Origin of the sequence: Arthrobacter tumbae (assembly GCF_016907495.1) — a bacterium.
Classification (GTDB): Bacteria; Actinomycetota; Actinomycetes; order Actinomycetales; family Micrococcaceae; genus Arthrobacter_D; species Arthrobacter_D tumbae.
Window position 1 is genome coordinate 1,894,162 of sequence record NZ_JAFBCC010000001.1, and the last position, 21,467, is coordinate 1,915,628.

Here is a 21,467-nt window from a genome sequence, read left to right on the forward strand (position 1 = left end):
GGTGCCTCTGATTTGCCTTGTAAATAGTTCGGTGGTTTTCCTGAGCCGGATTTTCTGCGTCGGAAAACCGAGCTTCGCGGAATGTACTTATATTTTTGGAAATTGTCGTGAAATTTCCTTTTCACCGCCCGGTGTATGGATGCAGAACTTTTGTAGGCGTGATGCGGGCGGACGGATTCGCGCGGATTGACTGACTTATTTCCGGGGAGGGTTTCCCTGATCAAGTACCGTTTCCTGTGTGACCGTGAACAGTGAACCGACGCCGTCGTCTGCCGGGCAGCCGCCCGCGCGCAGCCGCTCCGCGAATATCCGCGACGTCGCGAAGGCGGCCGGGGTCTCCCACCAGACAGTCTCGCGGGTGATCAATGGGCACCCGAGCCTGCGCGAGAGCACGCGGCAGCGGGTTCTTGACGCGATGGAAGCACTCCAGTTCCGCCCCAACCGCGCGGCGCGGTCCCTGGTGACCAGCCGCTCCGGCATGATCGGCGTGTTGGTGACAGACGGCACCTACTTCGGTCCGGCGTCGACAAGGGCTGCAATCGAATCTGCAGCCTCCAGTGCCGGGTACCTTGTCGATACGGCGACGCTCACCTCCCTTGAAGAGACCGCTTTCAAAGAAGCCCTGGGGCGGCTTGTCGATCACGCAGTTGAGGGACTCATCGTCCTGGCGCCGCAGGAAGCTACCCTTCGCCAGCTTGCTCACCTGCCCGTCAAGCTGCCCATGGTCACGGTGCATTCGACATCAGCAGCGGACGATCACGGACTCTCGGTGGATCAGGTGGCCGGCGCCCGGCTTGCAACCCGACATCTGCTGGAGTTGGGTCACCGGAGCATCGCGCATGTTGCGGGACCCGATGGCTGGGTGGAGTCGAAGGAGCGGATCCGGGGATTTCGCACTGAAATGGCGGGCTGGGGTTTGGATTCGTCATGGATTGTCGCCGGTGACTGGACATCCGACAGCGGTTTCCGGATAGGCCGGGAGCTCCTTGCGGCTGACCCGCCTACCGCAGTCTTCTCCTCCAATGACCAGATGGCGCTAGGGGTCACGCATGCCTGCAGCGACCGCGGTCTCCGGGTACCTGAGGACATCAGCATCGTAGGGTTCGACGACGTGCCTGATGCCCGGCATTTCGCCCCACCCCTCACGACGGTTCGCCAGGACTTCGCCGAACTGGGGAGGCGCTGCGTGGCACACCTGCTCACCCAACTGGGAGTGCCCGCCCAGAACGCACCGCGGACCGTTGTGCCCGAACTGATAGTTCGGCGGTCGACCGCAGCGCCCAGCTAGCACTTTTCACGAAAGCACACCGCGATTACTTATGCGGGAGCATTCGCCGGCAGGGCTTCAATAGCGGCGCGCTCCACGCGGAGACCCCTGTGGTAGCGGTCGAGGTACGTTGCGAAGCCGGCGACGTCGGCGGCGTCGGGTTCGGTTGTTTCGAATTCCGCGCTGGCGAAGACGTGTTTACGGAGGTAGGCGTCCAGGTTGAGCTCATTGCCTGCGGCGTTGGCCGATGCGTAGGAAGCGAGCACCGCCATGCCCCAGGGGCCGCCCTCGGACGCGGTCGCCGCGACGGAGACCGGCGCGTTGAGAGCGCCCGAGAGAAAGCGCTGCGCCACGCCTGCCGTGCGGAACATACCTCCGTGCGCAAACATTCGGTCCAGTTCAACGCCCTCACCGGCGAGGACGCGCATGCCCAGGGCGAGGGTGCCGAACACTCCGTAAAGTTGGGCGCGCATGAAGTTGGCCAGTGTGAATTCGCTGTCGGGCGTCCGAAGGAACAACGGCCGACCCTCACTGATTTCCGCGATTGGTTCGCCGGCAAGGTGATTGTAGGCGAGCAGGCCGCCGGCGTCGGGTGCGCCGTCGAGCGCTTCACGGAAAAGCGCGTCGAAGACCTGATCCGGTTCAAGCGAAGCGCCGGACGCCGACACAGCTCCGGAGGCCGCCGCGAAGCGGGAGAAGAGCCCTACCCACTCGGCGAGCTCGCTGGCGCCGTTATTGCAATGCACCATGGCTACCGGGTTGCCGGAGGGAGTTGTCACCAGATCCAGTTCATGGTGTACGCGCTCAAGCGGACGTTCGAGTACCACCATCGCGAAGATGCTGGTGCCGGCGCTGACGTTGCCGGTGCGGGGGGCAACCGAGCACGTTGCCACCATTCCGGTGCCGGCGTCACCCTCAGGCGGGCACAGGAGGGCGCCGGGTTGGAGACCGCCTGTTGGATCAAGGAGGGCGGCGCCGGCGGTTGTCAGCTCGCCTGCCGGCTGGCCAGCCACCAGTACGTCGGGCAGGATCTCAGAAAGCTTCAGGCCGGGCGCAGTCTTGGCTGCCAGGGTGTCATAGCGGGACAGCAGCTGGGCGTCGTAATTACTGGTACGGGAGTCGATGGGGAACATTCCGGACGCATCGCCGACGCCAAGGACGTTGCGCCCGGTCAGCTCACGATGCACATAGCCGGCGAGGGTGGTGATGGAGCGAACCTGAGCCACGTGCGGCTCACCACCGAGCGCGGCCTGATGCAGGTGTGCAACCGACCACCGCAGCGGGATATTGACGCCGAAGAGTTCGGTGAGCTCCGCCGCCGCCGGTCCCGTGTTGGTGTTGCGCCAGGTGCGGAAGGGAACGAGGAGTCGGTCGGCGTCGTCAAAGGCGAGATAACCGTGCATCATCGCTGAGACACCGATGGCGCCCAGTCTCTCCAGCCGTGTGCCGAAACGGCGTTCGACGTCGGCGCCCAGGTCCGCGTACGCGGCCTGGATGCCCGTCCAGACCGCTTCCAAAGAGTAGGTCCACAGTCCGTCGACGAGCTTGTTCTCCCAGTCCTGACTGCCTACAGCCAGAACCACTGAAGGGTCCTCTCCAATCAGGCACGCCTTGATCCGCGTTGATCCGAGCTCGATCCCGAGGCTGGCCCGGCCGCCGGCAATAACGTCCTTGGGGTCGGTCATGAACAGATCTCCTTCGGATAGGGCGTCATTGATCCGCGCGCTTTTCTTCGCTGACGAAGTGTTCGGATGCGGTGATGCTTGACAGTGAACGTGACGTCGAGCATATAGTGTGAACGGTCACATTGGTAGTTCAATACACTCCACCGGGCCGCCTACTTGAAAGCGATGGTCACCGCATGGCTAGCACCGCCGGGTCCTTTTCAGATCGTGAATTGGACGCCATCAACGCCGTCCGCCGGGAGGTGGCCAAGCTGCACGCAGAGCTGGTCCGCTACAACCTGGTGGTCTGGACGGGCGGGAATGTCTCCGGACGTGTCCCGGGAATGGACCTCTTCGTCATCAAGCCGAGCGGCGTTGACTACGACGAACTGACGCCCGAAAACCAGATCCTGTGCGACCTCGAGGGCAACGTTATTGAAGGAACGCCGGGCTCCGAGCGCTCGCCCTCCAGCGACACCGCCGCCCACGCGTACGTCTACCGGAACATGCCGCGCGTCGGGGGAGTGGTGCACACCCACTCCACCTATGCGACGGCGTGGGCTGCCCGCGGCGAGTCCATCCCGTGCGTGATCACCGCCATGGCTGACGAGTTCGGCGGAGAGATCCCCGTGGGCCCGTTCGCTGTGATCGGCGACGATTCGATCGGCCGCGGCGTCGTCGAAACCCTGACGGGACACCGCTCCCGCGCCGTCCTGATGCAGAACCACGGGCCGTTCACCATCGGCAAGGATGCGCGCGACGCCGTCAAGGCCGCCGTCATGCTCGAAGACGTTGCCCGCACCATTCACATCTCCCGTCAGCTCGGGGATCCGCTGCCGATCGAGCAGCACCACATTGAATCCCTTTTTGACCGCTATCAAAACGTGTACGGGCAGTCCACGCCCGCAGGAACCGGAGCCGCACTGTGACAACCCTCAATACCTCCCTGGATGAATACGAGATCTGGTTCCTCACCGGAAGCCAGGACCTCTACGGCGAAGACACTCTCCGCCAGGTGGCTGAGCAATCCCAGCAGATCGTGAAGATGATCGACGCCTCCGACGTACCGGTCAAGGTGGTCTGGAAGCCGACGTTGAAGGACTCGTCCTCGATCCGCCGGATGGCACTGGAGGCAAATGCGAGCGACAAGACCATCGGCGTCATCGCCTGGATGCACACGTTCAGTCCCGCCAAGATGTGGATCGCCGGCCTCGACACCCTGCGCAAGCCGCTGCTGCACCTCCATACCCAGATCAATGTCGAGCTGCCCTGGGCGGACATCGACTTCGACTTCATGAACCTGAACCAGGCCGCGCACGGCGACCGCGAGTTCGGGTACATCCAGACGCGCCTGTCCGTGGCGCGGAAGACCGTCGTCGGGCACGTGTCGAATCCCGCCGTGACCGCGCAGATCGCCACCTGGTCACGGGCAGCCGCGGGCTGGGCCGCCGTGCACGAGCTCAAGGTCGCCCGCTTCGGCGACAACATGCGCAACGTCGCAGTCACGGAGGGGGACAAGACGGAAGCGGAGCTGCGCTTCGGTGTCTCCATCAACACCTGGGGCGTCAACGAACTGGTCGAGGTGGTGGACGCGCAGTCGGACGCGGACATCGACGCGCTGGTCGCCGAGTATGAGGAGACCTACGACGTCGTTCCTGAGCTGAGGCGCGGAGGTGACCGCCATGAATCACTCCGGTACGGCGCGCGGCAGGAGTTGGCCCTGAAGTCGTTCCTGGAAGCCGGCTCCTTCGGCGCCTTCACGACGACATTCGAGGACCTTGGCGGGTTGCGTCAGCTTCCGGGGCTCGCTGTTCAGCGGCTCATGGCCGCCGGCTACGGTTTCGGCGCCGAGGGCGACTGGAAGACCGCGGTATTGGTCCGCGCAGCCAAGGTGATGGGCGCCGGCCTGCCCGGCGGCGCGTCGCTGATGGAGGACTACACCTACCACCTGGTCCCTGGGGAGGAGAAGATCCTCGGCGCGCACATGCTGGAAATCTGCCCCACGCTCACCACGTCGAAGCCCACCCTTGAGGTGCACCCCTTGGGGATCGGCGGCAAGGAGGACCCCGTTCGGCTGGTGTTCGATACGGACTCAGGGGACGCCGTCGTCATCGCCATGTCCGACATGCGCGACCGCTTCCGCCTCACTGCCAACGCCGTCGAGGTCGTTCCGCCGGACGCGCCGCTGCCCAACCTGCCGGTGGCGCGCGCCGTCTGGAAGCCGCAGCCGGATCTGGCGACGTCCGCAGCGGCCTGGTTGAGCGCGGGTGCTGCGCACCATACGGTGATGAGCACCGCCGTCGGGCTGGATGTGTTCGAGGACTTTGCCGACATCGCCGGAACCGAACTCCTGCGGATCGACAGCACGACGACGCTGCGGGAGTTCCAGCGCGAGCTACGGTGGAACGCGGCCTATTACCGGCTGGCGCAGAAGCTTTAGCCCGTTCAATTCGCAGGACACGCCCCTTATGGGTCTCCATTAGGGGCGTGTCCTGCCAACTCACGCGAGGAGAACCTGATGGCGAACGACGCCGGCACCAACTGGGCGGGGAACCTCGCCTATGGAGCTTCCATCCTGCATGAGCCGACGTCGGTGGACGAGGTGCGCCGGATCATCGCCGGTGCGTCATCCATCCGTGCACTGGGTTCACGGCACTCCTTCAATGGCATCGCCGACGGGACGGCTGAGCTGCTGTCGACGGCGGCTCTGACCGGTCCGGTGACGGTCGACCGGGACCGCTCGACCGTGACTGTCGGTGCGGGGATCCGCTACGGAGAGCTGGCGCGGGAACTGGAACGGGAAGGCTTTGCGCTGGCGAATCTTGCGTCCTTGCCGCACATCTCGGTGGGAGGGGCTGTGGCTACGGGGACCCACGGGTCAGGCAAGCGGAACCGCAGTCTGGCTGCCGCCGTCGTCGGGCTGGAGCTGGTGAGCGGCAGCGGCGAGGTGGCGCGCTTCTCCGCTGGAGATCCGGACTTCGAGGGTGCGGTGATCAACCTCGGGGCGCTGGGTATTGTGACCAGTCTGGAGCTGACAATCGAGCCGGCTTTCGAGGTTGAGCAGACGGTTTACGAGCGGCTTCCGCTGGAGAACCTGCTGCAGGATTTCGACGGCGTGACCGGCGCCGCATACAGCGTCAGCGTCTTCACCACCTGGCGGGATCCGGACGTGGCCGACTCGGTATGGGTGAAGCGCCGCCCCGGTCGGGATGCGCCCCTTGAGGAGACTCTGTTCGGCGCGGCGGCTGCGGATGATGAGCGCCACCCGCTGCCCGGGCTGCCGGCCATTGGCTGCACTCCGCAGTTGGGTGTGGCCGGTCCCTGGTACAACCGGCTGCCTCACTTCAAGCTGGACTTCACACCGAGCAACGGCGTGGAGCTTCAGTCCGAATACCTGGTTCCCCGCGAGCACGCCGTTGACGCCATTCGTGCCGTCCGGGAGCTCAGCGCGGAAATTGTGCCGCTCCTGCAGGTGAATGAGATTCGGACCGTTGCCGCGGACGACCTGTGGCTCAGCTCAAGCTACGGGACCGATGCCGTGGGGCTGCACTTCACCTGGGTCCAGGACCAGCCTGCCGTCGAGGCACTGTTGCCCACCCTCGAGGCCGCACTGGAACCGTTCTCGGCGAGGCCCCACTGGGGAAAAGTGTTTACTGCCGAAGCGCACGACTTCGACCGCCTGTATCCACGGCTCGAGGACTTCCGGATCCTGGCTAAACGGTTGGACCCCGAAGGGATATTCGCTAACCCGTTCACCGCAAGCGTTATGGGCCGCTGACCCCCTTCGGTCCGCGGGAGCGTCTTCCGAGCACAACCAGGCCGGCGGCCAAAAGGATCATCAGTGCAGCGCTGATGCCCACCACCGGCGGGGAGCTTGCTGCAGCCACCACCGGCGACTCGCTTTCGGCAGCCGGTGTGGCCGGAGCGGGTGACTCTGTCGGTTCCACGTACATGGGCGCCCAGGCATAGGGCGGCATGGCGAATGGGGCGATTTCGGGTTCTGCCTCTTCCGTTTCCTTTGGCGCTGGCTGCTCGGCCGGGACGATCTGCATCGGCACGGTCAGCACTGGCGCGGGCGGTGCGGGAGGTATGAACTGCTGAGGGATCTGGACGGGTGCTGGTGCTGGTGCTAGCGGGGGCGGTGGAGGTGCCGGTGCTGGCGGGGGCGGCGGAGCCGGAGCGGGATCTGGATCTGGATCTGGCTCGGGCTCGGGGGCTGGAGCAGGCGGGGCGGGTGGCGCTGGAGTCGGTTTGGCGGGCGGCGCGGGAGCGGGGTGGGGGTCGGGGGCTGGAGCCGGCGGTTCTGGAGTTGGTTTGGCTGGCGGAGCGGGTTCGGGTATCGGCGAAGGCTCATTAATCGGTGGCGCGGTTGTCGGTGGCGCGGTCGGCTGTGGCGACGGCGTTGGCGCATCACGATCACCGTCATCATCGCCACCACGATTCCGCCGAGGCTCCGTGTCAGACGGCGGCCCGATGTCGGACCCCGTGGCCTGAGCGGACGGGGAGGGATCAGAATCCGAGGTGTGATCCGCGCTGGCGGGCGGAGCGGCGGTAAGCGTTGCACCGATGATCAGTGCAACCCCTGCGGTATATCTGAACCAGTCTTTAGTGCTATGCACGTTATTCTCCCAACGCTGCCGGTCGAATACGCGGTACAGCTCTACGCGGGCTAGCGCCCGCTTGATGATGAAGGGCCGATTGCTTGACCGTCAGTGTGCTGATAACTTTCCAGTATTGATCAGAATGTCGGGTTACACAATCAGTAATGGACCTGTGCGGAGGTGAATCCGCGTTTCAAAGGATGGTGTCAACCCAAAAGCGCCCGCGACAGTAGGTGGAGCACGACCGCAGCGAAATAAGGGAGGGCGAAGACTCCCGGAATGAGCAGGACGGCCGCAAAGATGCCGTTCAACCTCGCGGATAGTTTTCCGAGCTTCGAGGCGGGATTTCCTCGGGTGGATGCTGCGCATGCCCAGCCGGCCGCCGCCACAAGAAATGCCGGCACGATGAGCAGGGCAGAGTAGAGCGCTGCTACATCCATCGCGCCGCCCTCCTCCGGAAACCTGGAGAAGAAATAATGCAGCATCCCTGCGAGGGTCAGGACAAGCAGGGGCGCACAGTAGCCAAAGATCCGCCGTGCTATCCATGTGCGCGATGGCGGCGAGAAATCTTCTACCCGCGGAGGGTGAGGACTGTCGGTACTCATGCTGGATCCGTTCTCGATGTGCCTGAGAATCGACAGTATCGAGCAACGGTCCGTGGTGACATTGGTTATCCACAGGGAGGCAAAACGCTAACCGAACCTCAGCGCTGCTTCCGCTGGCCGTTCCGGATCTCGCGGATGGAAAGGGCTCCGGTGACGTCTTCGGCGGCCGATCGGCCGAGTACCACCACACGGTCGGCGAGCCGGAGCGCCTCTTCCATGCTGTTGGTCGCCAGGAGGACGGTGGTCGGAAGGGCGCGGTGAAGGGTCTGCAGCACGTTGTGCAGCACGGTGCGGGCAGCGCCCTCGACGGCGGCGAACGGGTTGTCCAGCAGCATGACGCCCGGTCCGCTGGCCAAAGCGCGCGCCAGTGCCGCCCGGCGGACTATCTCAGCGGTGACCTCGGTCGGCAGCAGCTTCGCGAAGCGATGCAGGCCCGCGAGGTCGAGAAGTTCAGCGATCTTCGCCTTGCCCTCACTGGCGCTGGAACTCTTGCGGAGCCCGAGCGCGAGGTTCGCCTGCAGCGAGTGGGCCGGCTGCAGAGCGGCGTCCCTGGGGGTCCAGGAACAGCGGTCGTCGGTCCGGCGAACAGGTTCCCCGCCGACCAGAACCGATCCTGACTGGGGATGATCAAGACCGGCGACTGCACGCAGCAGGCGGGAGGCGCCGTCGTTCTCTGTCCCCACAAGGTTCTCCGTGCCGGGCGAGGGTGTTTCGGGCGAGGCGCCCACAAAGGCAAGCACCTCACCCGCACGAATCTCCAGATTGACATCCCGCAAGCCCTCGGCGTGAAGGCTCACAAAGGAGACGGGCAACGGCATGGAAGCGCGCTTCACTGCGGCATGAGGGGGTGGAACCGTGCTGGGACTCATCGGTTTCTCCATAGCATCCAGGTGGCGGGGCAGCCCCGTCTGCCCGCCAGTGATACCCCTAACCTAGCGGGGCCTGGACCGCTCGTAGCCACCGCGGGGATATGTCTCGAAACATTACGGACGGCATGTCACGGGCGCGGGCGGAACGTCTCTTCCATGGTGCGGTCCAATGGAGTCTGCGCCGCGCACACGATCAGGCCGAGCCAGGCGTTCCGGGCGACGTCGGAAATGCGCCAGGACGAGAGCGGCAGGCGCTCCGACGCCGGCATCGAAGTCCGCCCGATGTACGCGAACACGGCAACGGTCGCACCGAGGATCAGGAGCAGTTCCATGACTCACACACCTTCCGGCGTGGAGTTGGAGGTGGAGTAGGACCGGCTTGGCAGAGCAGAATCTCCCCAGCCCGTGTGTGAGCGGACTGTCGGAGTGTGCCCCCTGCCGTCAGCAATAACGACGCGGAGGACCGCCGCGGTGAGTGCGGCCAGCAGAACCAGTACGACGACGATTTCCATACCTTGATCGTCCTCCGGACCACCGCAGCACAACAGTGGCAGAAAAGACCACTATCGATAACTTACTGCCACGTTCAAGCGAGTCCCACTCGCCGTGGTGCTAGGCGGTCACCTGACGCTTCGAGGAGATAACGCCCGTGTTGAAGCCGGCCAGGTTGAGGCCGCCATGGAAGCGCGCGTGCTCGATCTTCACGCAGCGATCCATGACCACGTTCATGCCGGCAGCCTCGGCGTTCCGCGCCACTTCCTCGTGCCAGGAACCCAGCTGAAGCCACAGCGTTTTTGCGCCGGCAGCTTTGGATTCCTCGAGAACCGAGGGGAGGTCATCATGCTTACGGAACACGTCGACGATATCGGGCTGTTCCGGCAGGTCCGCCAGAGACTTGTACACCGGCTGCCCGAGAATTTCGGTGGCGGTCGGGTTCACGAAGTACAGCCGGTACGGCGAGGACGACTGCAGGTACGTCGCCACGAAGTACGACGCCCGTGACGGCTTGTCCGAGGCACCGACAATGGCGATCGACTTGGCGTTGCGAAGGATGTTCAGGCGTTCGGGAGCCGAAGGGCCTTCCCAGGTGCGGTCCTGCGTGCTCATGCTTTTACTCCCTCTGCAGCGATTTCCTCTTCGCTGACGTCCAGCGCTTGTTCGAGGTGCTCGGATGTTCCGGCAACAGCGGTCTCGAGTGCCTGGTCGAGGTCCCACAGGATGTCGTCCAGATCCTCAAGGCCGATGGAGATGCGGATGAGATCCTCCGGGATGCCCGCCGCTGCGAGTTGTTCGGCGGAGAGCTGCTGATGCGTGGTGGACCCGGGGTGGATCACCAGGGTACGGGCATCGCCGACGTTGGCGAGGTGGGACGCCAACTGGAGGGCCTCGATGAACTTCTGCCCGGCCTCCCGGCCGCCCTTGACGCCGAAGCTGAAGACTGAGCCGGGGCCCTGCGGCAGGTACTGCTTCGCCCGCTCATGGTGCACGTGCGAGGGGAGCCCCGCGTAGTTCACGTACTCGACGCGCGGATCCTTCTCGAGCCATTCGGCAACGGCCTGTGCGTTCGCCACGTGCTCGTCGACGCGTTGCGCCAGCGTCTCGACACCCTGCAGCAATTGGAAGGCCGACGACGGCGACAGTGACGGTCCGATGTCCCGTAACTGTTCCGTACGCAGCTTGGTGAGGAAACCGTACTCGCCGAAGTTGGCCCACCACTGGATGTTCCCGTACGACGCCACCGGCTCGGTCATGGTGGGGAACTTGCCGTTGCCCCAGTTGAACCGCCCGCTTTCGACAATGACCCCGCCCAGTGTGGTGCCGTGCCCGCCAATGAATTTGGTGGCCGAGTGGATCACGATGTCAGCGCCGTGCTCGAGCGGGCGGATGAGGTAGGGCGTGCTCAGGGTGGAGTCGACGATCAGGGGGACTCCGGCGTCGTGCGCTACCTTCGCCAACCCCGCGATGTCCGCAATTTCACCGCTTGGGTTCGCGATGATCTCCGTGAAGACCGCCTTGGTGTTGTCCTGGATGGCTGCGGCGTAGTCGGCCGGATCGGTGCCCGGAACAAACGTTGTTTCGATGCCGAACCGGCGGAGCGTCACGTCGAGCTGGGTGACCGTGCCGCCGTAGAGCTGGGCTGCCGCGACGATGTGGTCCCCGGCCTGGCAGAGCGCGGCGAAGGTGATGAACTCGGCGCTCATGCCGGACGCCGTTGCTACCGCACCGATGCCGCCCTCAAGCGAGGCGATGCGCTCCTCGAAGGCCGCTACCGTGGGGTTGCCGATGCGCGAGTAGATATTGCCGTACTTCTGCAGCGCGAAGAGGTTGGCGGCGTCGTTGGTGTCCTTGAACACGAACGACGTGGTCTGGTAGATCGGGACAGCCCGGGCACCATGTGTGGCGTCCGGGGTTCCGCCGGCGTGCAGCGCGCGGGTGCGGAAGCCGAAGGTGCGGTCAGTGCCCATGATTCCTCCATCGTTTCTGGCAGTAGCACCCTTGAGTTCTCGAAGAACGAGCGAGGGTTGCTGCGGCGTCAATGAGCCAGATCTCTCGTGCCGCTCGGGATGGTCACCTTCGATCATCCCAGCTGTATGGGCTGCGCTCCAAGATTGTTGCCGGCGGTTACCACCGCGATGGAAGTTCTGCGCAGGTCCGGTGGGTTCAACTGCGGTTGAACCCACCGGACCTGCGCAGAACTTCCGTTAGTAGGGCCGGGCCGTCCCTGACTAGCCGGTGATCACGGTGAGCAGGCCCGTTGCGGCGGCGGCCACCAGGCCGGTCCAGATTACGATCGCGATGATCTGCCACAGGATCACCCAGCCTTTCCGCACTCCCGAGGCGACGAAGGTTGCAGCCGTCAACTGGGTGGGCAGGGCTAGGGGCGCAAGGAGACTGGCCCCGGGCACACCGAAGCGGACCAGCCACCGTCCCAACCGGCGCCGGCCCTTGGACTGAGGCTCCGGCGTCGTCTGCTCCTCAGTAAGAATGGTCGCGGTCCCGGTCCCGGTCCCGGTCCCGGCCCCGGCCCCGGCCCCGGTGGCGTTGCGGGTTCGGCGGGCGACGGCAGCCTCGCGGACCCGGGAGCTGAGCAGCACCACCAGCACCACGCAGATGATGTTGCCGGCCGCGCCCGCGACCGCAGCAACGAAGGGATTGACGCCGGCGATGATGCCAAGTGCCGCCGATCCCTCACCTTCGATGTAGGGCACGGCCGCAGCGGCGGCGATGATGAGCGGCTGAATCAGTTCCGGCACGGTGGCCACGAAATCCTGCAGGCCTTCGTAGGGGTTGGACATTGTTCTTCCTTGTCTTCATAGGGTTGTTGGCCGCCAAAGGGCATAGCGGTATGGACCGGCGTCGGGCACGACGACGGACGGCAAAAGCGGGATCGGCAGAAGGGGTGTGAGGTTGAAAGGGAATATTAGGAGAGGTCAGTCACCGTGGGAGTCGAGGGCGTCGAAACGGTCATCCGTGGCATCCCGGGCAATAAGGTCGGCCCGGTAGATCACCTCCAGCTGGGCTGGGTTGTAGAGCTCCTGCAGGGCGAGGGTCACGGCACTCTCCGCTGTTTCAGCTCCACGTGAGGTGTGGGATTGAAGATCAGTCAGGGCGGGGTAGATCTCATACTGTCGACGGATGGCCTCCGCCAATTGCTCGGCCAGGCGCCGGCGGGTCGCCCGGTCCGCGTCAGCGGGCAACGCGTCAAACTCCGCATCCACGCTGGTGCGCGGCTCATTCAGCATCAGGTTCCGGAGCTCGTCCAGCCAGGTCTTGTCGAACACCCGCGAGTAGATCATCAGCATCGACCGGTCCTGAGACGAGAGTCCTTCTGCCACCGTGCTGAAAGCTGCGGGGAGATCGATGGGTGCCCGGTGGCGCAGAATAACGGCGAGTTCTGCACGCACCCGCTGCAGCCGTTCGACGGTTGCAGCCAGCTCCGCGTCGATCACGCGCAGGGCTTCATCGGGCTGCTCGTCGGCCCGGCCCACCGAGGCGACCTGCGCCAGCGGCACCCCGAGGTCCACCAGCCGCTTGATCTGCAGCAGCCGCACCAGTTCCGCAACGCCGTACTGCTTGTAGCCGTTGGACTTCCGCGGCGGCTCATCAAGAAGACCGAGCTCGTGGTAATGGCGAACGGCCTTGACCGTGGTTCCCGCAAGTTCCGCCAGTTGGCGGGTGCTCCAAGCCACGCTCTGCTCCTCTCGTCCAGCCGGCGGAATTGCCGACTGATACCAGTGGAAACCATGACCTCGGGGCACAGTCAAGCAGATTTCTGAATGGTCTTTTAAACCCGCGAAATTTTTTGCAGGTCCGGTGGATTCAACCACCGTCGAACCCACCGGACGCGCGCAAAAGTTCCGTTAGTTTCGGGCGGCGAGGACGTCCGCGATCCGCGGCACGCACCCTTCATTCTGCAGCGAGGTGGTGTCACCGAGCGGCGTGCCCTCGTACAGCTGGGTCAGCAGCCGCCGCATGATCTTGCCTGAGCGCGTCTTGGGCACGTCACTTACGACGACGACGGCGCGCGGCTTGGCAATCGGCCCGATTGCCTTGGCTACGTGGTTCCTCAATTCCTGCTCGAACGCCGGAGTGCCGACACCGCCATGCACGACGACGAACGCAGCGATCGCATGCCCCGTCACCGCATCAGCCACCGGGCAAACGCCCGCCTCGACTACCCGCGGATGCGACACCAGCGCCGATTCAATCTCGATCGTGGAGAGCCGATGGCCCGAGACATTGATGACGTCGTCCACACGGCCGAGGATCCAGGTGTCGCCGCCGTCGTCGTATCTGGCGCCGTCACCGGCAAGGAACCAGCCCTGCGCAGCGAACTTGCGCCAGTAGGAATCGAGGTAGCGCTGCGGGTTACCCCACACCGTCCGGGCCATCGCCGGACCGTGGCGGTCCACCACGATCAGGCCCTGCTCGCCGGGACTGACTGGCCCGCCGTCGTCGTTCACGATGCGCGTGCTCACACCGGGCAGGGCGCGAGAGGCGCAGCCCGGCTTGAAGGAGGCGTCGGTTGGGCGTGGACTGAGGACGGTCGCGCCGGTTTCCGACTGCCACCAGGTATCCACGACGGGCGCGGTGCCGGAGCCGACGTTCTCGCGGAACCAGCGCCACGCCTCAGGATTAGTGGCCTCGCCGACCGTGCCGAGGACCTTGATGGACGAGCGGTCGTAGGAGGAGGGAACGCCGTCGGGAAACCAGCCCATCAGCGAGCGGATCAGCGTGGGCGCCGTGTAGTAACTGGTCACGCCGTAACGCTCGATGATTTCGAAGTGCCGCCCGGGATGCGGGGTGTTCGGTGTGCCCTCGAAGATCACCTGGGTGGCGCCGTTCGATAGCGGACCGTAGATCTCGTAGGTGTGGGCGGTGACCCAGGCGAGGTCCGCGGTGCACCAGTGGACGTCGTCGCCTCGTTTGGCCGGATCCGGGTCACTGAAGAGAAACTCGTAACTCCACGACGCCTGCGTCAGGTAGCCGCCAGTGGTGTGCACCAGGCCCTTGGGCTTCCCCGTGGTGCCGGAGGTGTACATGATGAACAGCGGCGTCTCGGCGTCGAACGCCTGTGCCTCGTGCACGGAGGAGGCGGCGGCGACGGCGTCGTGCCACCACACGTCGCGGCCCTCGTGCCATTCAATCTCGCTGCCCGTCCGTCGGATCACCAGCACATGCTCGATCGCGTTGTCACCATCGACGGCGACGTCAACGGTGTCCTTCACCGGCACCGCAGTGCCGCGCCGGTACTGCCCGTCGGTGGTCACCAGCAGCTTGGCACCCGTGTCCTCGACCCGGAACCGCAGCGCCTCGGCGGAGAACCCGCCGAAGACGAGCGAGTGGACAGCGCCGATCCGCGCGCAGGCCAGGGTCACGACGACGGTCTCCACCAGCACGGGCAGGTAGATGACCACGCGGTCGCCCTTGCCGATTCCCAGGGCGGTCAGTGCGTTAGCGGCCCGGCAGACCTCGTCCTGGAGCTCGGCGTAGGTGACCGTGCGCCGGTCTCCGGGCTCGCCCTCGAAGAACAGGGCGGGTTTGTTGCCCAACCCTGCAGCGACGTGCCGGTCCACGCAGTTGTACGCGGCATTCAGCGTGCCGCCCGCGAACCACTCAATGCGCGGCACCGACAGCTCGCCGTCGGGTTGAGGCCGTGCCGGTTCAAACGTGTGCGCCGTATGCCACTCTGAGGACCAGCTGAGCCTGCGAGCCTGTTCTTCCCAGAAAGCGATTCGCTCTTCCTCGGTGCGAAGATCCGCTTGAGGTGGGCGTTCTACGGCACTTATGCCCATTTCCGGATAGCCCACTTCTCGAAAACACCCAAAATCGCGTCCGTGAGCTTGCCGAGGATTGCCAGCAGCACGATTGCCAGGAGCAGCCGGTCCACCCGTCCGTTGTTCTGGGAATCGGTCAGCAGGAAGCCGAGGCCCATCGAGGACGCCAGGAGCTCAGCCGCCACCAGGAACAGCCACGCCTGCGCGAGCGCCAGCCGCAGACCGGAAATCACCGAGGGGACCACCGCAGGCAGCTGCACCGTAGTGAACAGCCTCAGGCCGTTCAGGCCGAACGCCCTTCCTGCCTCGACCAGGTTTTTGTCCACGTGCTGCAACGCCATGGCAACGGTGGTGAACACCGGGAAGAAAGCGCCGATGGAGATGAGGATGACTTTCGAATCCTCACCGATCCCCACCCAGAGCATCAACAGCGGAACCCATGCCAGCGACGGGACGGCGCGGATGGCGCCGATGGTCGGCGAGAACAGGGTGTCCACCCACCGGGACAGGCCGACAAACGCTCCGACAGCGAGGCCGGCGATCGCGCCGATCAGGAAGCCGATGACCACGCGTTGCGTCGAAATGGCGATGTGGATGCGCAGTTCCCCGCGCTGGATCAGGTCCACGGCAGCCTCGAAGACAGCGGTAGGGGCAGGCAGGGTGACCGGACTGATCAAACCGACGACGGCGGCCAGTTGCCAGGCAGCCAACAGCGCCAGCGGGACAATGAGTCCCAGTCCGAGCTTGGCGACTGCCTTGCCTCGCGGCTTGCGGCGGGGAAGTGCGCTGCCCTGGCCGTCGTCGTCGTTCTGGTTTGTCCCGTTCGGGGAGTTCGTCCCCTTCGGCGAGAGAACCGAAGCGGGGCCGGTGCCGACGCCGCCCGGCACGGTGCTGTTACCGGTGAGGTAGGGATTGCTCATTACTCTCCAATAGCGGACGGATCGGCGTTGGTTGCGTAGGTGTCATCGAGAAGCGTGGAGAGGGCTTCGTCGATGTTTTCCTGGCTGGCGACGTCACCGGACTCGACGAACATGGGGCCGACCACCTCGAGCACGTCCAACTGGGCCTGGCCGGGTGTTCCGTTGACGTCGAGGTTGGACCGTTCGGTGATGACCTTGGTTGCGACGGACTCTTCGATGCCCGCAACTTCGGCGAGGATCGCCGCGGTCTCCTCAGGGTTTTCCTGAGCCCACTGGCGTGCCTTCTCATAGGCGTTGACCACTGCCTGTGCCAGTTCCGGGCTTTCCTCGAGGAAGGACTCGGTGGCGTTCAGGAAGCCGTACGTGTTGAAGTCCACGTTGCGGTAGAACAGCTCGGCGCCGTCCTCTTCGGCTGCGGCCATGATGGGGTCCAGGCCGGACCAGGCGTCCACCGAGCCGGTGTTGAGCGCGGCCCAGCCATCGGCATGCTGGATGTTCTGGATGGTCACTTCGCTCGGGTCAACGTTGTGCTCGGCCAGTGACTGGAGCAGGAAGAAGTAGGGGTCGGTGCCCTTGGTGGCGGCGATGGACTTGCCGCGAAGGTCCTCGGCCGATTCGATGCCGGTGTCCGCCGTTGTGACCAGTGCGGACCATTCGGGCTGGGAGTAGATGTCGATTGTTTTGATGGGTGAGCCGTTGGCGCGGGCCATCAGCGCTGCCGAACCGGCCGTTGAGGCAACATCAGCTTCACCGGCGCGGAGCAGTTCGTTGGCCTTGTTCGAACCGGCGGACTGGACCCAGGTGACGGTGACGCCCTCGTCCTCCAACTCGGCCTCGAGCCAGCCCTGGTCCTTGATGATGAGGCTGAGCGGGTTGTAGGTGGCGAAGTCGACCGTCAGTTCTCCGCCGGTCTGGGCTGCTGCTTCGCCGACGGACCCGTCGGCGTTCTCGCCGGCAACGCAGCCGCTGAGGGTCAGGGCCGCGATGGCGGCTGTGGCGGCGATCTGGATACGGGCTGTGCTCTTCATGGTGATCCTTTTCGGAGAATGCGTGGGGACGGTATGCGTTGTGTTCTGGGGTATCGGCGCGGTGGCGGCACGTTTGGGCGCCACACGCGCCGGGATGCGGCTCTGCGGACTAACCGCAGGTGCGCGGTTAGTGCTGGTGGCTGTCGACGCCGAGGCTGCTCAGCAGCGAACTGCGTAGCGCGGCAAGTTCGGCTGAGCCGCGGTCCCGCGGACGGTCACCCGGAACCTCCAGCACGCGGCTGATGGTTGCACCCTGGAGGTCCGGTTCCTTGGCGAGGACGATCACCCGGTCGGCGAGTTGTAGCGCTTCGTCGACATCGTGGGTGACCAGCAGGACCGTGGTCGGAGTGGTTTGGTGGATACGCAGCAGGAGGTCCTGCATCTTCAGCCGCGTCAGGGCATCGAGAGCGCCGAAGGGTTCGTCGAGGAGCAGGACACCCGGGTTGCGTGCCAGTGCACGCGCCAGCGATGCCCGCTGGGCCATGCCTCCGGACACTTCGCGGGGCCGGTGACCGGCGAAGCCGCCCAGTTCCACGAGGCCAAGGAGCTCTTCCACCTTGGCCTTGCCTGCCGCCGAGCTGGTTCCTTTCGGCAGACCGATTGCGATGTTGTCCCGCAGCGAGAGCCAGGGGAGGAGACGGGGTTCCTGGAAGGCGACGGCACAGCGGGGGTCGATCCCGTCGACCGCAGTGCCGTCGATGAGTACTGCGCCGCTGGTGGGTGCGTCCAACCCTGCCGCGGCTCGCAGGAGGGTCGATTTCCCGCAACCGCTGGCGCCCACAATGGCGAGAACCTCACCTGCTGCAACCTCGAGGTCGATGTCGCGAAGCACCACGTGCTGCTCGCTACCGCTCCCGAAACTTCGGGTCAGCGAAGAGAAAGTCAGCGGCAGTGTCTGGTTGCCCTCGGTGGAAGTGGCCTGGGTACGGTGCGCTCGAAGAACGGTGCTCATGTATGACTCCATCGCTCCTGGCAGTAGCACCCGTTCTCCTGCAAGCAGGTAAGGGTTGCTGCGGCGTCAACGATCCAGGTCTCTCGGCCGCTCGGGATGGTGGAATTCCACTAAACGCCTTTACCTGGGGCCGGCGCAATATGTGTCGTAACAAAGCAGTGGTCCATCCGGACATCGGCTGCGTGAGAGGGTCATCTACATGATTGAAATTCTGAATCCGAGCGAGTTGGCCAGGGCGAAGGAAGCGGGCGCGTTGGTCGCCAACATCCTGCAGACGGTGAAGAGCCGCAGCACGGTCGGGACAAACCTGTTGGACATCAACCAGTGGACCAAAGCGATGATCGCTGAGGCAGGCGGGGTGTCCTGCTACGTCGACTATGAGCCGCCGTTCGGGCGCGGGCCGTTCGGCGCTTATATCTGCACGTCCGTCAATGATGCCGTGCTCCACGGCCTGCCCCATGACTACTCGCTTGCCGACGGCGACCTGCTCTCCCTGGACCTCGCCGTCTCCCAGCGCGGAATCGTCGCAGACTCGGCTATCAGCTTCATCGTTGGCGAGTCAGAGCCGGCGGAGAGCGTTGCGATGATCGATGCCACCGAACGTGCACTGGCTGCAGGGATTGCCGCCGCCAGACCGGGCGCGCGTATCGGCGACATCTCCTCTGCCATCGGTTCAGTCCTCAGTGCAGCGGGATATCCGATCAATACGGAATTCGGGGGTCATGGCGTCGGGTCGACAATGCACCAGGACCCACACGTGGCAAACACTGGACGGCCCGGCAGGGGATACGTCCTGCGCCCGGGGCTTCTGCTGGCGCTGGAGCCGTGGGTCATGGCGGACACTGCAACGTTGGCTATGGACGCCGACGGGTGGACGCTCCGTAGCGCTACAGGCTGCCGGACCGCGCACAGTGAGCACACCATCGCGATCACCGACGACGGCGCGGAAATCCTCACCCTGCCGAAAGGAACCTAGCCAAGCAGCCAGTCAACCGCGCGCTTCAACAGTTCGCGGTGCTCCGGTGAAGAGTACGACGCCGCGTCGTGGCCGAGTGCGTCATAGAAGCTTCGTGCCGATCCGGTTGCAACCTGTCGCTCCAGCGACCACATCAATGGGTGCAGGTGCCCTTCGTGTTCGTGGCGGGCGTGAACGACGACGTCCGGTGAGGTGCGCAGCCAACTGTAGCGTTCGTCGTCGACAGTGAAGTCCGGAATACCGACGGGGAAGGAGCCCTCGAGCAGTATGTTTGCTGTGCCGTACTTCGGGTGCATGGAAACGTCGCGTACCCATCGTCCGCCGAGCGCTTCCTCCCAGGACGCGGAATCGACAAAGCTCGTGGCGCTCGAGTGCAGGGCGAGCAGCGGACGGCCACCGGCCACCCAGGCGTCCAAGCCGGCACTGGCGGCATCCGTACCGGGGGAGGTTCCGCCGTCCCGCGGGAGGCCGACATTCACTACCAGCAAATCCGGCCAGGCAGCGGAGTCCCCGAAGCCCTCAAGGGTGGTGTCGACGTCGTCGGCTGTTTCCGTAGTGAGTCCTTGACCGCGGAGCAGGTCCGCGACTGCGCCGGAAGTCTCCGCGAACGGGTGCCAGGGATCCGCGTACCGGCCGGTACCGCTCAGGATGAGTGCAGTTGTCATGGATACCATTCTGCCCATGAACGGCGCTCTCGGCCCGGGCACCGTGTCAGGATGGCACGGTGACCCTGCCGGAACTGGTTGATCGAATAGAGCGGATGTCGGCGCGGCAGTCCGTCGTTGTTATTGGAATTGTCGGCGCACCGGGAGTCGGCAAGACGACCTTGGCGGAGCAGTTGAAGGCTTCGCTGAACCGGGACGAATCTGACCCGGAGCAGCAGCGCTTTGCACATATTCCGCTTGACGGGTTCCATCTGTCCGACCAGGAGCTGACGCGCCTGGGTCTTCTGGAGCGCAAGGGAGCGCCCGGGACTTTCGACGCGTACGGCTACGCTGCTCTCTTGAAGCGACTGAGGGAACCGCGGGATTCTGCGGTGTATGCCCCGGGTTTCGAGCGCACCATTGAGCAGCCGATGGCCGGCGTCATCCCCGTGTATCCGTCGGTGCGCACCGTCATCACGGAGGGCAACTACCTGCTGCTTGACCGTCCCGGCTGGCGCGAAGTTCGGGCTCAGTGCACCGAGGTCTGGTACTGCGAGCAGGACGAAGAGCGACGGCTGGAACGACTGACCCAGCGGCACATCCTGTTCGGAAAGAGTCACGCCGCGGCGGCGGAGTGGGTCGAGCGGGTTGATGAGTCGAACGCCCGATTGATCGAGGCGACGAAGAGCAGGGCGGACCTGGTGGTTCGGGTTGAGTAGGCGGCCCCTGTCCAACAAAGGTGCCGGGGATTGGCAGGATCGTGGGGATGTCACCACGATCCTGCACATCACCGGCACTTCTGGTGCGTCAGGGCAGCGACGAGCTTGACCACCTATTGTTTATCGATATATTCTCCTCGTAAATCAATCGAAGGAGAACCACATGGGAAAGTTCGCCGTCCTCGCGTTGCAGGCCGTCATCGCGCTGGTCATTGCGGGCTCGTTGTTCATCCAGCTCTGGATGGTGCCGTTGCTCTCCACGGACCTTGAGGAGTCGGGCGTGCCTACCGGGTTGCGCATCACTTTCAACGCGATCGTCGTGTTCGGTATCCTGACGGTTCAGGTGAGCGCCGTCTGCCTCTGGAAGTTGCTCGCCATGGTGCGCAGCGGCACAGTCTTCTCCAACGGAGCGTTCCGGTATGTCGACATCATCTTCGGCGCTATTGCCGCCGCGTCGGTCCTGGTGTTCGGTCTTGCGGTTCTGCTGGCCCCGGGCGAAATTGCTCCGGGGGTCATCCTGCTCACCTGCGGTGCGTCGCTCCTGATCGGTGGTGTCGCGCTGATCGTGCTGGTCCTGCGGATGCTGCTGGCACAGGCAGTAGCGCGGGACGCAGAAGCGAAACACCTGCGCGACGAACTCGACGAGGTCATCTGATGCCCATCATCGTGGACATCGACGTGATGCTGGCCAGACGCAAAATGCCCGTCGGTGTGCTGGCTGAACGCATCGGCATCACCCCGGCCAATCTGGCTGTCCTAAAGAACGGCCGCGCCAAAGCCGTCCGCTTCACCACCCTGGAGGCAATCTGCGAGATTCTGGACTGCCAGCCCGGAGACGTGTTGCGCTGGGAGCGGGGAAGCTCCGCGGACAGCAACGACGACGGCAAAGACGGCAACAACGACGACGGCGGAAACGGCTCACGCTGACCGCAACCGCCGGATCG

24 protein-coding genes and 2 riboswitches are annotated in these 21,467 nt (G+C 64.7%); of the genes, 9 read left to right on the forward strand and 15 right to left on the reverse strand.

The window, feature by feature from the left end; all coding sequences use genetic code 11:
• Nucleotides 1-238: 238 nt before the first annotated feature.
• Complete coding sequence (locus tag JOD47_RS09145; RefSeq protein WP_307836245.1) at nt 239-1,288, forward strand: LacI family DNA-binding transcriptional regulator; 1,050 nt, start codon at nt 239-241, stop codon at nt 1,286-1,288.
• A 29-nt stretch (nt 1,289-1,317) separates the two neighbouring features.
• Here the strand turns inward: JOD47_RS09145 and JOD47_RS09150 are convergent, their stop codons facing one another.
• On the reverse strand, nt 1,318-2,952 hold the full coding sequence (locus JOD47_RS09150) for a xylulokinase (protein WP_204533729.1): 1,635 nt from the start codon (nt 2,950-2,952) through the stop codon (nt 1,318-1,320).
• A 176-nt stretch (nt 2,953-3,128) separates the two neighbouring features.
• Here JOD47_RS09150 and JOD47_RS09155 point away from each other — a divergent pair, with 176 nt between their 5' ends.
• The 3 genes from JOD47_RS09155 (at nt 3,129) to JOD47_RS09165 (ending at nt 6,709) form a co-directional block, all read left to right on the forward strand.
• Nucleotides 3,129-3,860 (forward strand): L-ribulose-5-phosphate 4-epimerase, encoded by a 732-nt coding sequence (locus JOD47_RS09155; protein WP_204533730.1) that lies wholly within the window; start codon nt 3,129-3,131, stop codon nt 3,858-3,860.
• Nucleotides 3,857-5,371: an L-arabinose isomerase gene (gene araA / locus JOD47_RS09160; protein WP_204533732.1), complete on the forward strand. Its 1,515-nt coding sequence runs from the start codon at nt 3,857-3,859 to the stop codon at nt 5,369-5,371. The genes JOD47_RS09155 and araA overlap by 4 nt, the downstream gene beginning before the upstream one ends.
• Nucleotides 5,372-5,449: 78 nt before the next feature.
• Nucleotides 5,450-6,709: an FAD-binding protein gene (locus JOD47_RS09165; protein ID WP_204533734.1), complete on the forward strand. Its 1,260-nt coding sequence runs from the start codon at nt 5,450-5,452 to the stop codon at nt 6,707-6,709.
• Here JOD47_RS09165 and JOD47_RS09170 read toward each other — a convergent pair.
• Nucleotides 6,696-6,983 (reverse strand): hypothetical protein, encoded by a 288-nt coding sequence (locus tag JOD47_RS09170; RefSeq protein ID WP_204533736.1) that lies wholly within the window; start codon nt 6,981-6,983, stop codon nt 6,696-6,698. The genes JOD47_RS09165 and JOD47_RS09170 overlap by 14 nt on opposite strands.
• A 68-nt stretch (nt 6,984-7,051) precedes the next feature.
• Between JOD47_RS09170 and JOD47_RS09175 the strand changes: the two genes are divergently transcribed.
• Nucleotides 7,052-7,288, forward strand: a complete 237-nt coding sequence (locus JOD47_RS09175) for a hypothetical protein (protein ID WP_204533738.1) — start codon at nt 7,052-7,054, stop codon at nt 7,286-7,288.
• Nucleotides 7,289-7,738: 450 nt separating this feature from the next.
• Here JOD47_RS09175 and JOD47_RS09180 read toward each other — a convergent pair whose 3' ends face one another.
• From JOD47_RS09180 to JOD47_RS09235, 12 genes are all read right to left on the reverse strand, one after another.
• Nucleotides 7,739-8,137, reverse strand: a complete 399-nt coding sequence (locus tag JOD47_RS09180; RefSeq protein ID WP_204533740.1) for a hypothetical protein — start codon at nt 8,135-8,137, stop codon at nt 7,739-7,741.
• A gap of 98 nt (nt 8,138-8,235) precedes the next feature.
• The gene (locus JOD47_RS09185) at nt 8,236-9,006 is read right to left on the reverse strand and encodes an ATP-binding cassette domain-containing protein (protein WP_204533742.1); all 771 of its coding nucleotides are present in this window, start codon (nt 9,004-9,006) and stop codon (nt 8,236-8,238) included.
• Between the two features lie 128 nt (nt 9,007-9,134).
• Nucleotides 9,135-9,338, reverse strand: coding sequence for a hypothetical protein (locus JOD47_RS09190; protein WP_204533744.1), 204 nt, complete (start codon nt 9,336-9,338; stop codon nt 9,135-9,137).
• 3 nt (nt 9,339-9,341) lie between these two features.
• Nucleotides 9,342-9,518: a hypothetical protein gene (locus JOD47_RS09195; RefSeq protein WP_204533747.1), complete on the reverse strand. Its 177-nt coding sequence runs from the start codon at nt 9,516-9,518 to the stop codon at nt 9,342-9,344.
• Between the two features lie 100 nt (nt 9,519-9,618).
• Nucleotides 9,619-10,113, reverse strand: a complete 495-nt coding sequence (locus JOD47_RS09200) for a CoA-binding protein (RefSeq protein ID WP_204533749.1) — start codon at nt 10,111-10,113, stop codon at nt 9,619-9,621.
• Entirely contained in the window at nt 10,110-11,471 is a 1,362-nt protein-coding gene (locus JOD47_RS09205; protein ID WP_204533751.1) for an O-acetylhomoserine aminocarboxypropyltransferase/cysteine synthase family protein, read from the reverse strand. Before JOD47_RS09205 ends, JOD47_RS09200 begins: the two co-directional genes overlap by 4 nt.
• A 4-nt stretch (nt 11,472-11,475) precedes the next feature.
• Nucleotides 11,476-11,577, reverse strand: a riboswitch (SAM riboswitch).
• Between the two features lie 155 nt (nt 11,578-11,732).
• The gene (locus tag JOD47_RS09210; RefSeq protein WP_204533753.1) at nt 11,733-12,302 is read right to left on the reverse strand and encodes a small multidrug efflux protein; all 570 of its coding nucleotides are present in this window, start codon (nt 12,300-12,302) and stop codon (nt 11,733-11,735) included.
• Nucleotides 12,303-12,437: 135 nt separating this feature from the next.
• A complete protein-coding gene (locus tag JOD47_RS09215; protein WP_204533755.1) occupies nt 12,438-13,196 on the reverse strand; it encodes a helix-turn-helix domain-containing protein in 759 nt (252 codons plus the stop codon).
• A gap of 171 nt (nt 13,197-13,367) precedes the next feature.
• Nucleotides 13,368-15,302, reverse strand: a complete 1,935-nt coding sequence (acs, locus tag JOD47_RS09220; protein WP_204533757.1) for an acetate--CoA ligase — start codon at nt 15,300-15,302, stop codon at nt 13,368-13,370.
• The gene (locus JOD47_RS09225; RefSeq protein ID WP_204533759.1) at nt 15,293-16,204 is read right to left on the reverse strand and encodes an ABC transporter permease; all 912 of its coding nucleotides are present in this window, start codon (nt 16,202-16,204) and stop codon (nt 15,293-15,295) included. Before JOD47_RS09225 ends, acs begins: the two co-directional genes overlap by 10 nt.
• Nucleotides 16,204-17,232: an aliphatic sulfonate ABC transporter substrate-binding protein gene (locus JOD47_RS09230; protein WP_204533762.1), complete on the reverse strand. Its 1,029-nt coding sequence runs from the start codon at nt 17,230-17,232 to the stop codon at nt 16,204-16,206. Before JOD47_RS09230 ends, JOD47_RS09225 begins: the two co-directional genes overlap by 1 nt.
• A 127-nt stretch (nt 17,233-17,359) precedes the next feature.
• Nucleotides 17,360-18,184 carry an ABC transporter ATP-binding protein gene (locus JOD47_RS09235; RefSeq protein WP_204533764.1) on the reverse strand — a complete coding sequence of 275 codons (825 nt, stop codon included), beginning with the start codon at nt 18,182-18,184 and terminating at the stop codon, nt 17,360-17,362.
• Between the two features lie 5 nt (nt 18,185-18,189).
• A riboswitch (SAM riboswitch) is annotated at nt 18,190-18,287 on the reverse strand.
• A 96-nt stretch (nt 18,288-18,383) separates the two neighbouring features.
• Here JOD47_RS09235 and map point away from each other — a divergent pair.
• The gene (gene map / locus JOD47_RS09240; RefSeq protein ID WP_204533766.1) at nt 18,384-19,160 is read left to right on the forward strand and encodes a type I methionyl aminopeptidase; all 777 of its coding nucleotides are present in this window, start codon (nt 18,384-18,386) and stop codon (nt 19,158-19,160) included.
• Here map and JOD47_RS09245 read toward each other — a convergent pair.
• Complete coding sequence (locus JOD47_RS09245) at nt 19,157-19,825, reverse strand: ThuA domain-containing protein (RefSeq protein ID WP_204533768.1); 669 nt, start codon at nt 19,823-19,825, stop codon at nt 19,157-19,159. The genes map and JOD47_RS09245 overlap by 4 nt on opposite strands.
• A 59-nt stretch (nt 19,826-19,884) precedes the next feature.
• Between JOD47_RS09245 and JOD47_RS09250 the strand changes: the two genes are divergently transcribed.
• From JOD47_RS09250 to JOD47_RS09260, 3 genes are all read left to right on the forward strand, one after another.
• The gene (locus JOD47_RS09250; RefSeq protein WP_307836246.1) at nt 19,885-20,523 is read left to right on the forward strand and encodes a nucleoside/nucleotide kinase family protein; all 639 of its coding nucleotides are present in this window, start codon (nt 19,885-19,887) and stop codon (nt 20,521-20,523) included.
• 163 nt (nt 20,524-20,686) lie between these two features.
• Nucleotides 20,687-21,178, forward strand: a complete 492-nt coding sequence (locus JOD47_RS09255; RefSeq protein ID WP_204533769.1) for a DUF2975 domain-containing protein — start codon at nt 20,687-20,689, stop codon at nt 21,176-21,178.
• Entirely contained in the window at nt 21,178-21,450 is a 273-nt protein-coding gene (locus tag JOD47_RS09260; RefSeq protein WP_204533770.1) for a helix-turn-helix domain-containing protein, read from the forward strand. Before JOD47_RS09255 ends, JOD47_RS09260 begins: the two co-directional genes overlap by 1 nt.
• The last annotated feature ends 17 nt before the right edge of the window (nt 21,451-21,467 follow it).

What these genes read in the sequence shown, in the direction of transcription:
- JOD47_RS09260 (WP_204533770.1), top strand. Translation starts at nt 21,178, where the DNA reads ATGCCCATCATCGTGGACATCGACGTGATGCTGGCCAGACGCAAAATG.
- JOD47_RS09190 (WP_204533744.1), bottom strand. Translation starts at nt 9,338, where the DNA reads ATGGAACTGCTCCTGATCCTCGGTGCGACCGTTGCCGTGTTCGCGTAC.
- JOD47_RS09185 (WP_204533742.1), bottom strand. Translation starts at nt 9,006, where the DNA reads ATGAGTCCCAGCACGGTTCCACCCCCTCATGCCGCAGTGAAGCGCGCT.
- JOD47_RS09165 (WP_204533734.1), top strand. Translation starts at nt 5,450, where the DNA reads ATGGCGAACGACGCCGGCACCAACTGGGCGGGGAACCTCGCCTATGGA.
- JOD47_RS09195 (WP_204533747.1), bottom strand. Translation starts at nt 9,518, where the DNA reads ATGGAAATCGTCGTCGTACTGGTTCTGCTGGCCGCACTCACCGCGGCG.
- JOD47_RS09235 (WP_204533764.1), bottom strand. Translation starts at nt 18,184, where the DNA reads ATGAGCACCGTTCTTCGAGCGCACCGTACCCAGGCCACTTCCACCGAG.
- JOD47_RS09230 (WP_204533762.1), bottom strand. Translation starts at nt 17,232, where the DNA reads ATGAAGAGCACAGCCCGTATCCAGATCGCCGCCACAGCCGCCATCGCG.
- JOD47_RS09255 (WP_204533769.1), top strand. Translation starts at nt 20,687, where the DNA reads ATGGGAAAGTTCGCCGTCCTCGCGTTGCAGGCCGTCATCGCGCTGGTC.
- acs (WP_204533757.1), bottom strand. Translation starts at nt 15,302, where the DNA reads ATGGGCATAAGTGCCGTAGAACGCCCACCTCAAGCGGATCTTCGCACC.
- JOD47_RS09170 (WP_204533736.1), bottom strand. Translation starts at nt 6,983, where the DNA reads ATGCAGATCGTCCCGGCCGAGCAGCCAGCGCCAAAGGAAACGGAAGAG.
- JOD47_RS09210 (WP_204533753.1), bottom strand. Translation starts at nt 12,302, where the DNA reads ATGTCCAACCCCTACGAAGGCCTGCAGGATTTCGTGGCCACCGTGCCG.
- JOD47_RS09225 (WP_204533759.1), bottom strand. Translation starts at nt 16,204, where the DNA reads ATGAGCAATCCCTACCTCACCGGTAACAGCACCGTGCCGGGCGGCGTC.
- JOD47_RS09200 (WP_204533749.1), bottom strand. Translation starts at nt 10,113, where the DNA reads ATGAGCACGCAGGACCGCACCTGGGAAGGCCCTTCGGCTCCCGAACGC.
- map (WP_204533766.1), top strand. Translation starts at nt 18,384, where the DNA reads ATGATTGAAATTCTGAATCCGAGCGAGTTGGCCAGGGCGAAGGAAGCG.
- JOD47_RS09155 (WP_204533730.1), top strand. Translation starts at nt 3,129, where the DNA reads ATGGCTAGCACCGCCGGGTCCTTTTCAGATCGTGAATTGGACGCCATC.
- JOD47_RS09245 (WP_204533768.1), bottom strand. Translation starts at nt 19,825, where the DNA reads ATGACAACTGCACTCATCCTGAGCGGTACCGGCCGGTACGCGGATCCC.
- JOD47_RS09205 (WP_204533751.1), bottom strand. Translation starts at nt 11,471, where the DNA reads ATGGGCACTGACCGCACCTTCGGCTTCCGCACCCGCGCGCTGCACGCC.
- JOD47_RS09180 (WP_204533740.1), bottom strand. Translation starts at nt 8,137, where the DNA reads ATGAGTACCGACAGTCCTCACCCTCCGCGGGTAGAAGATTTCTCGCCG.
- JOD47_RS09150 (WP_204533729.1), bottom strand. Translation starts at nt 2,952, where the DNA reads ATGACCGACCCCAAGGACGTTATTGCCGGCGGCCGGGCCAGCCTCGGG.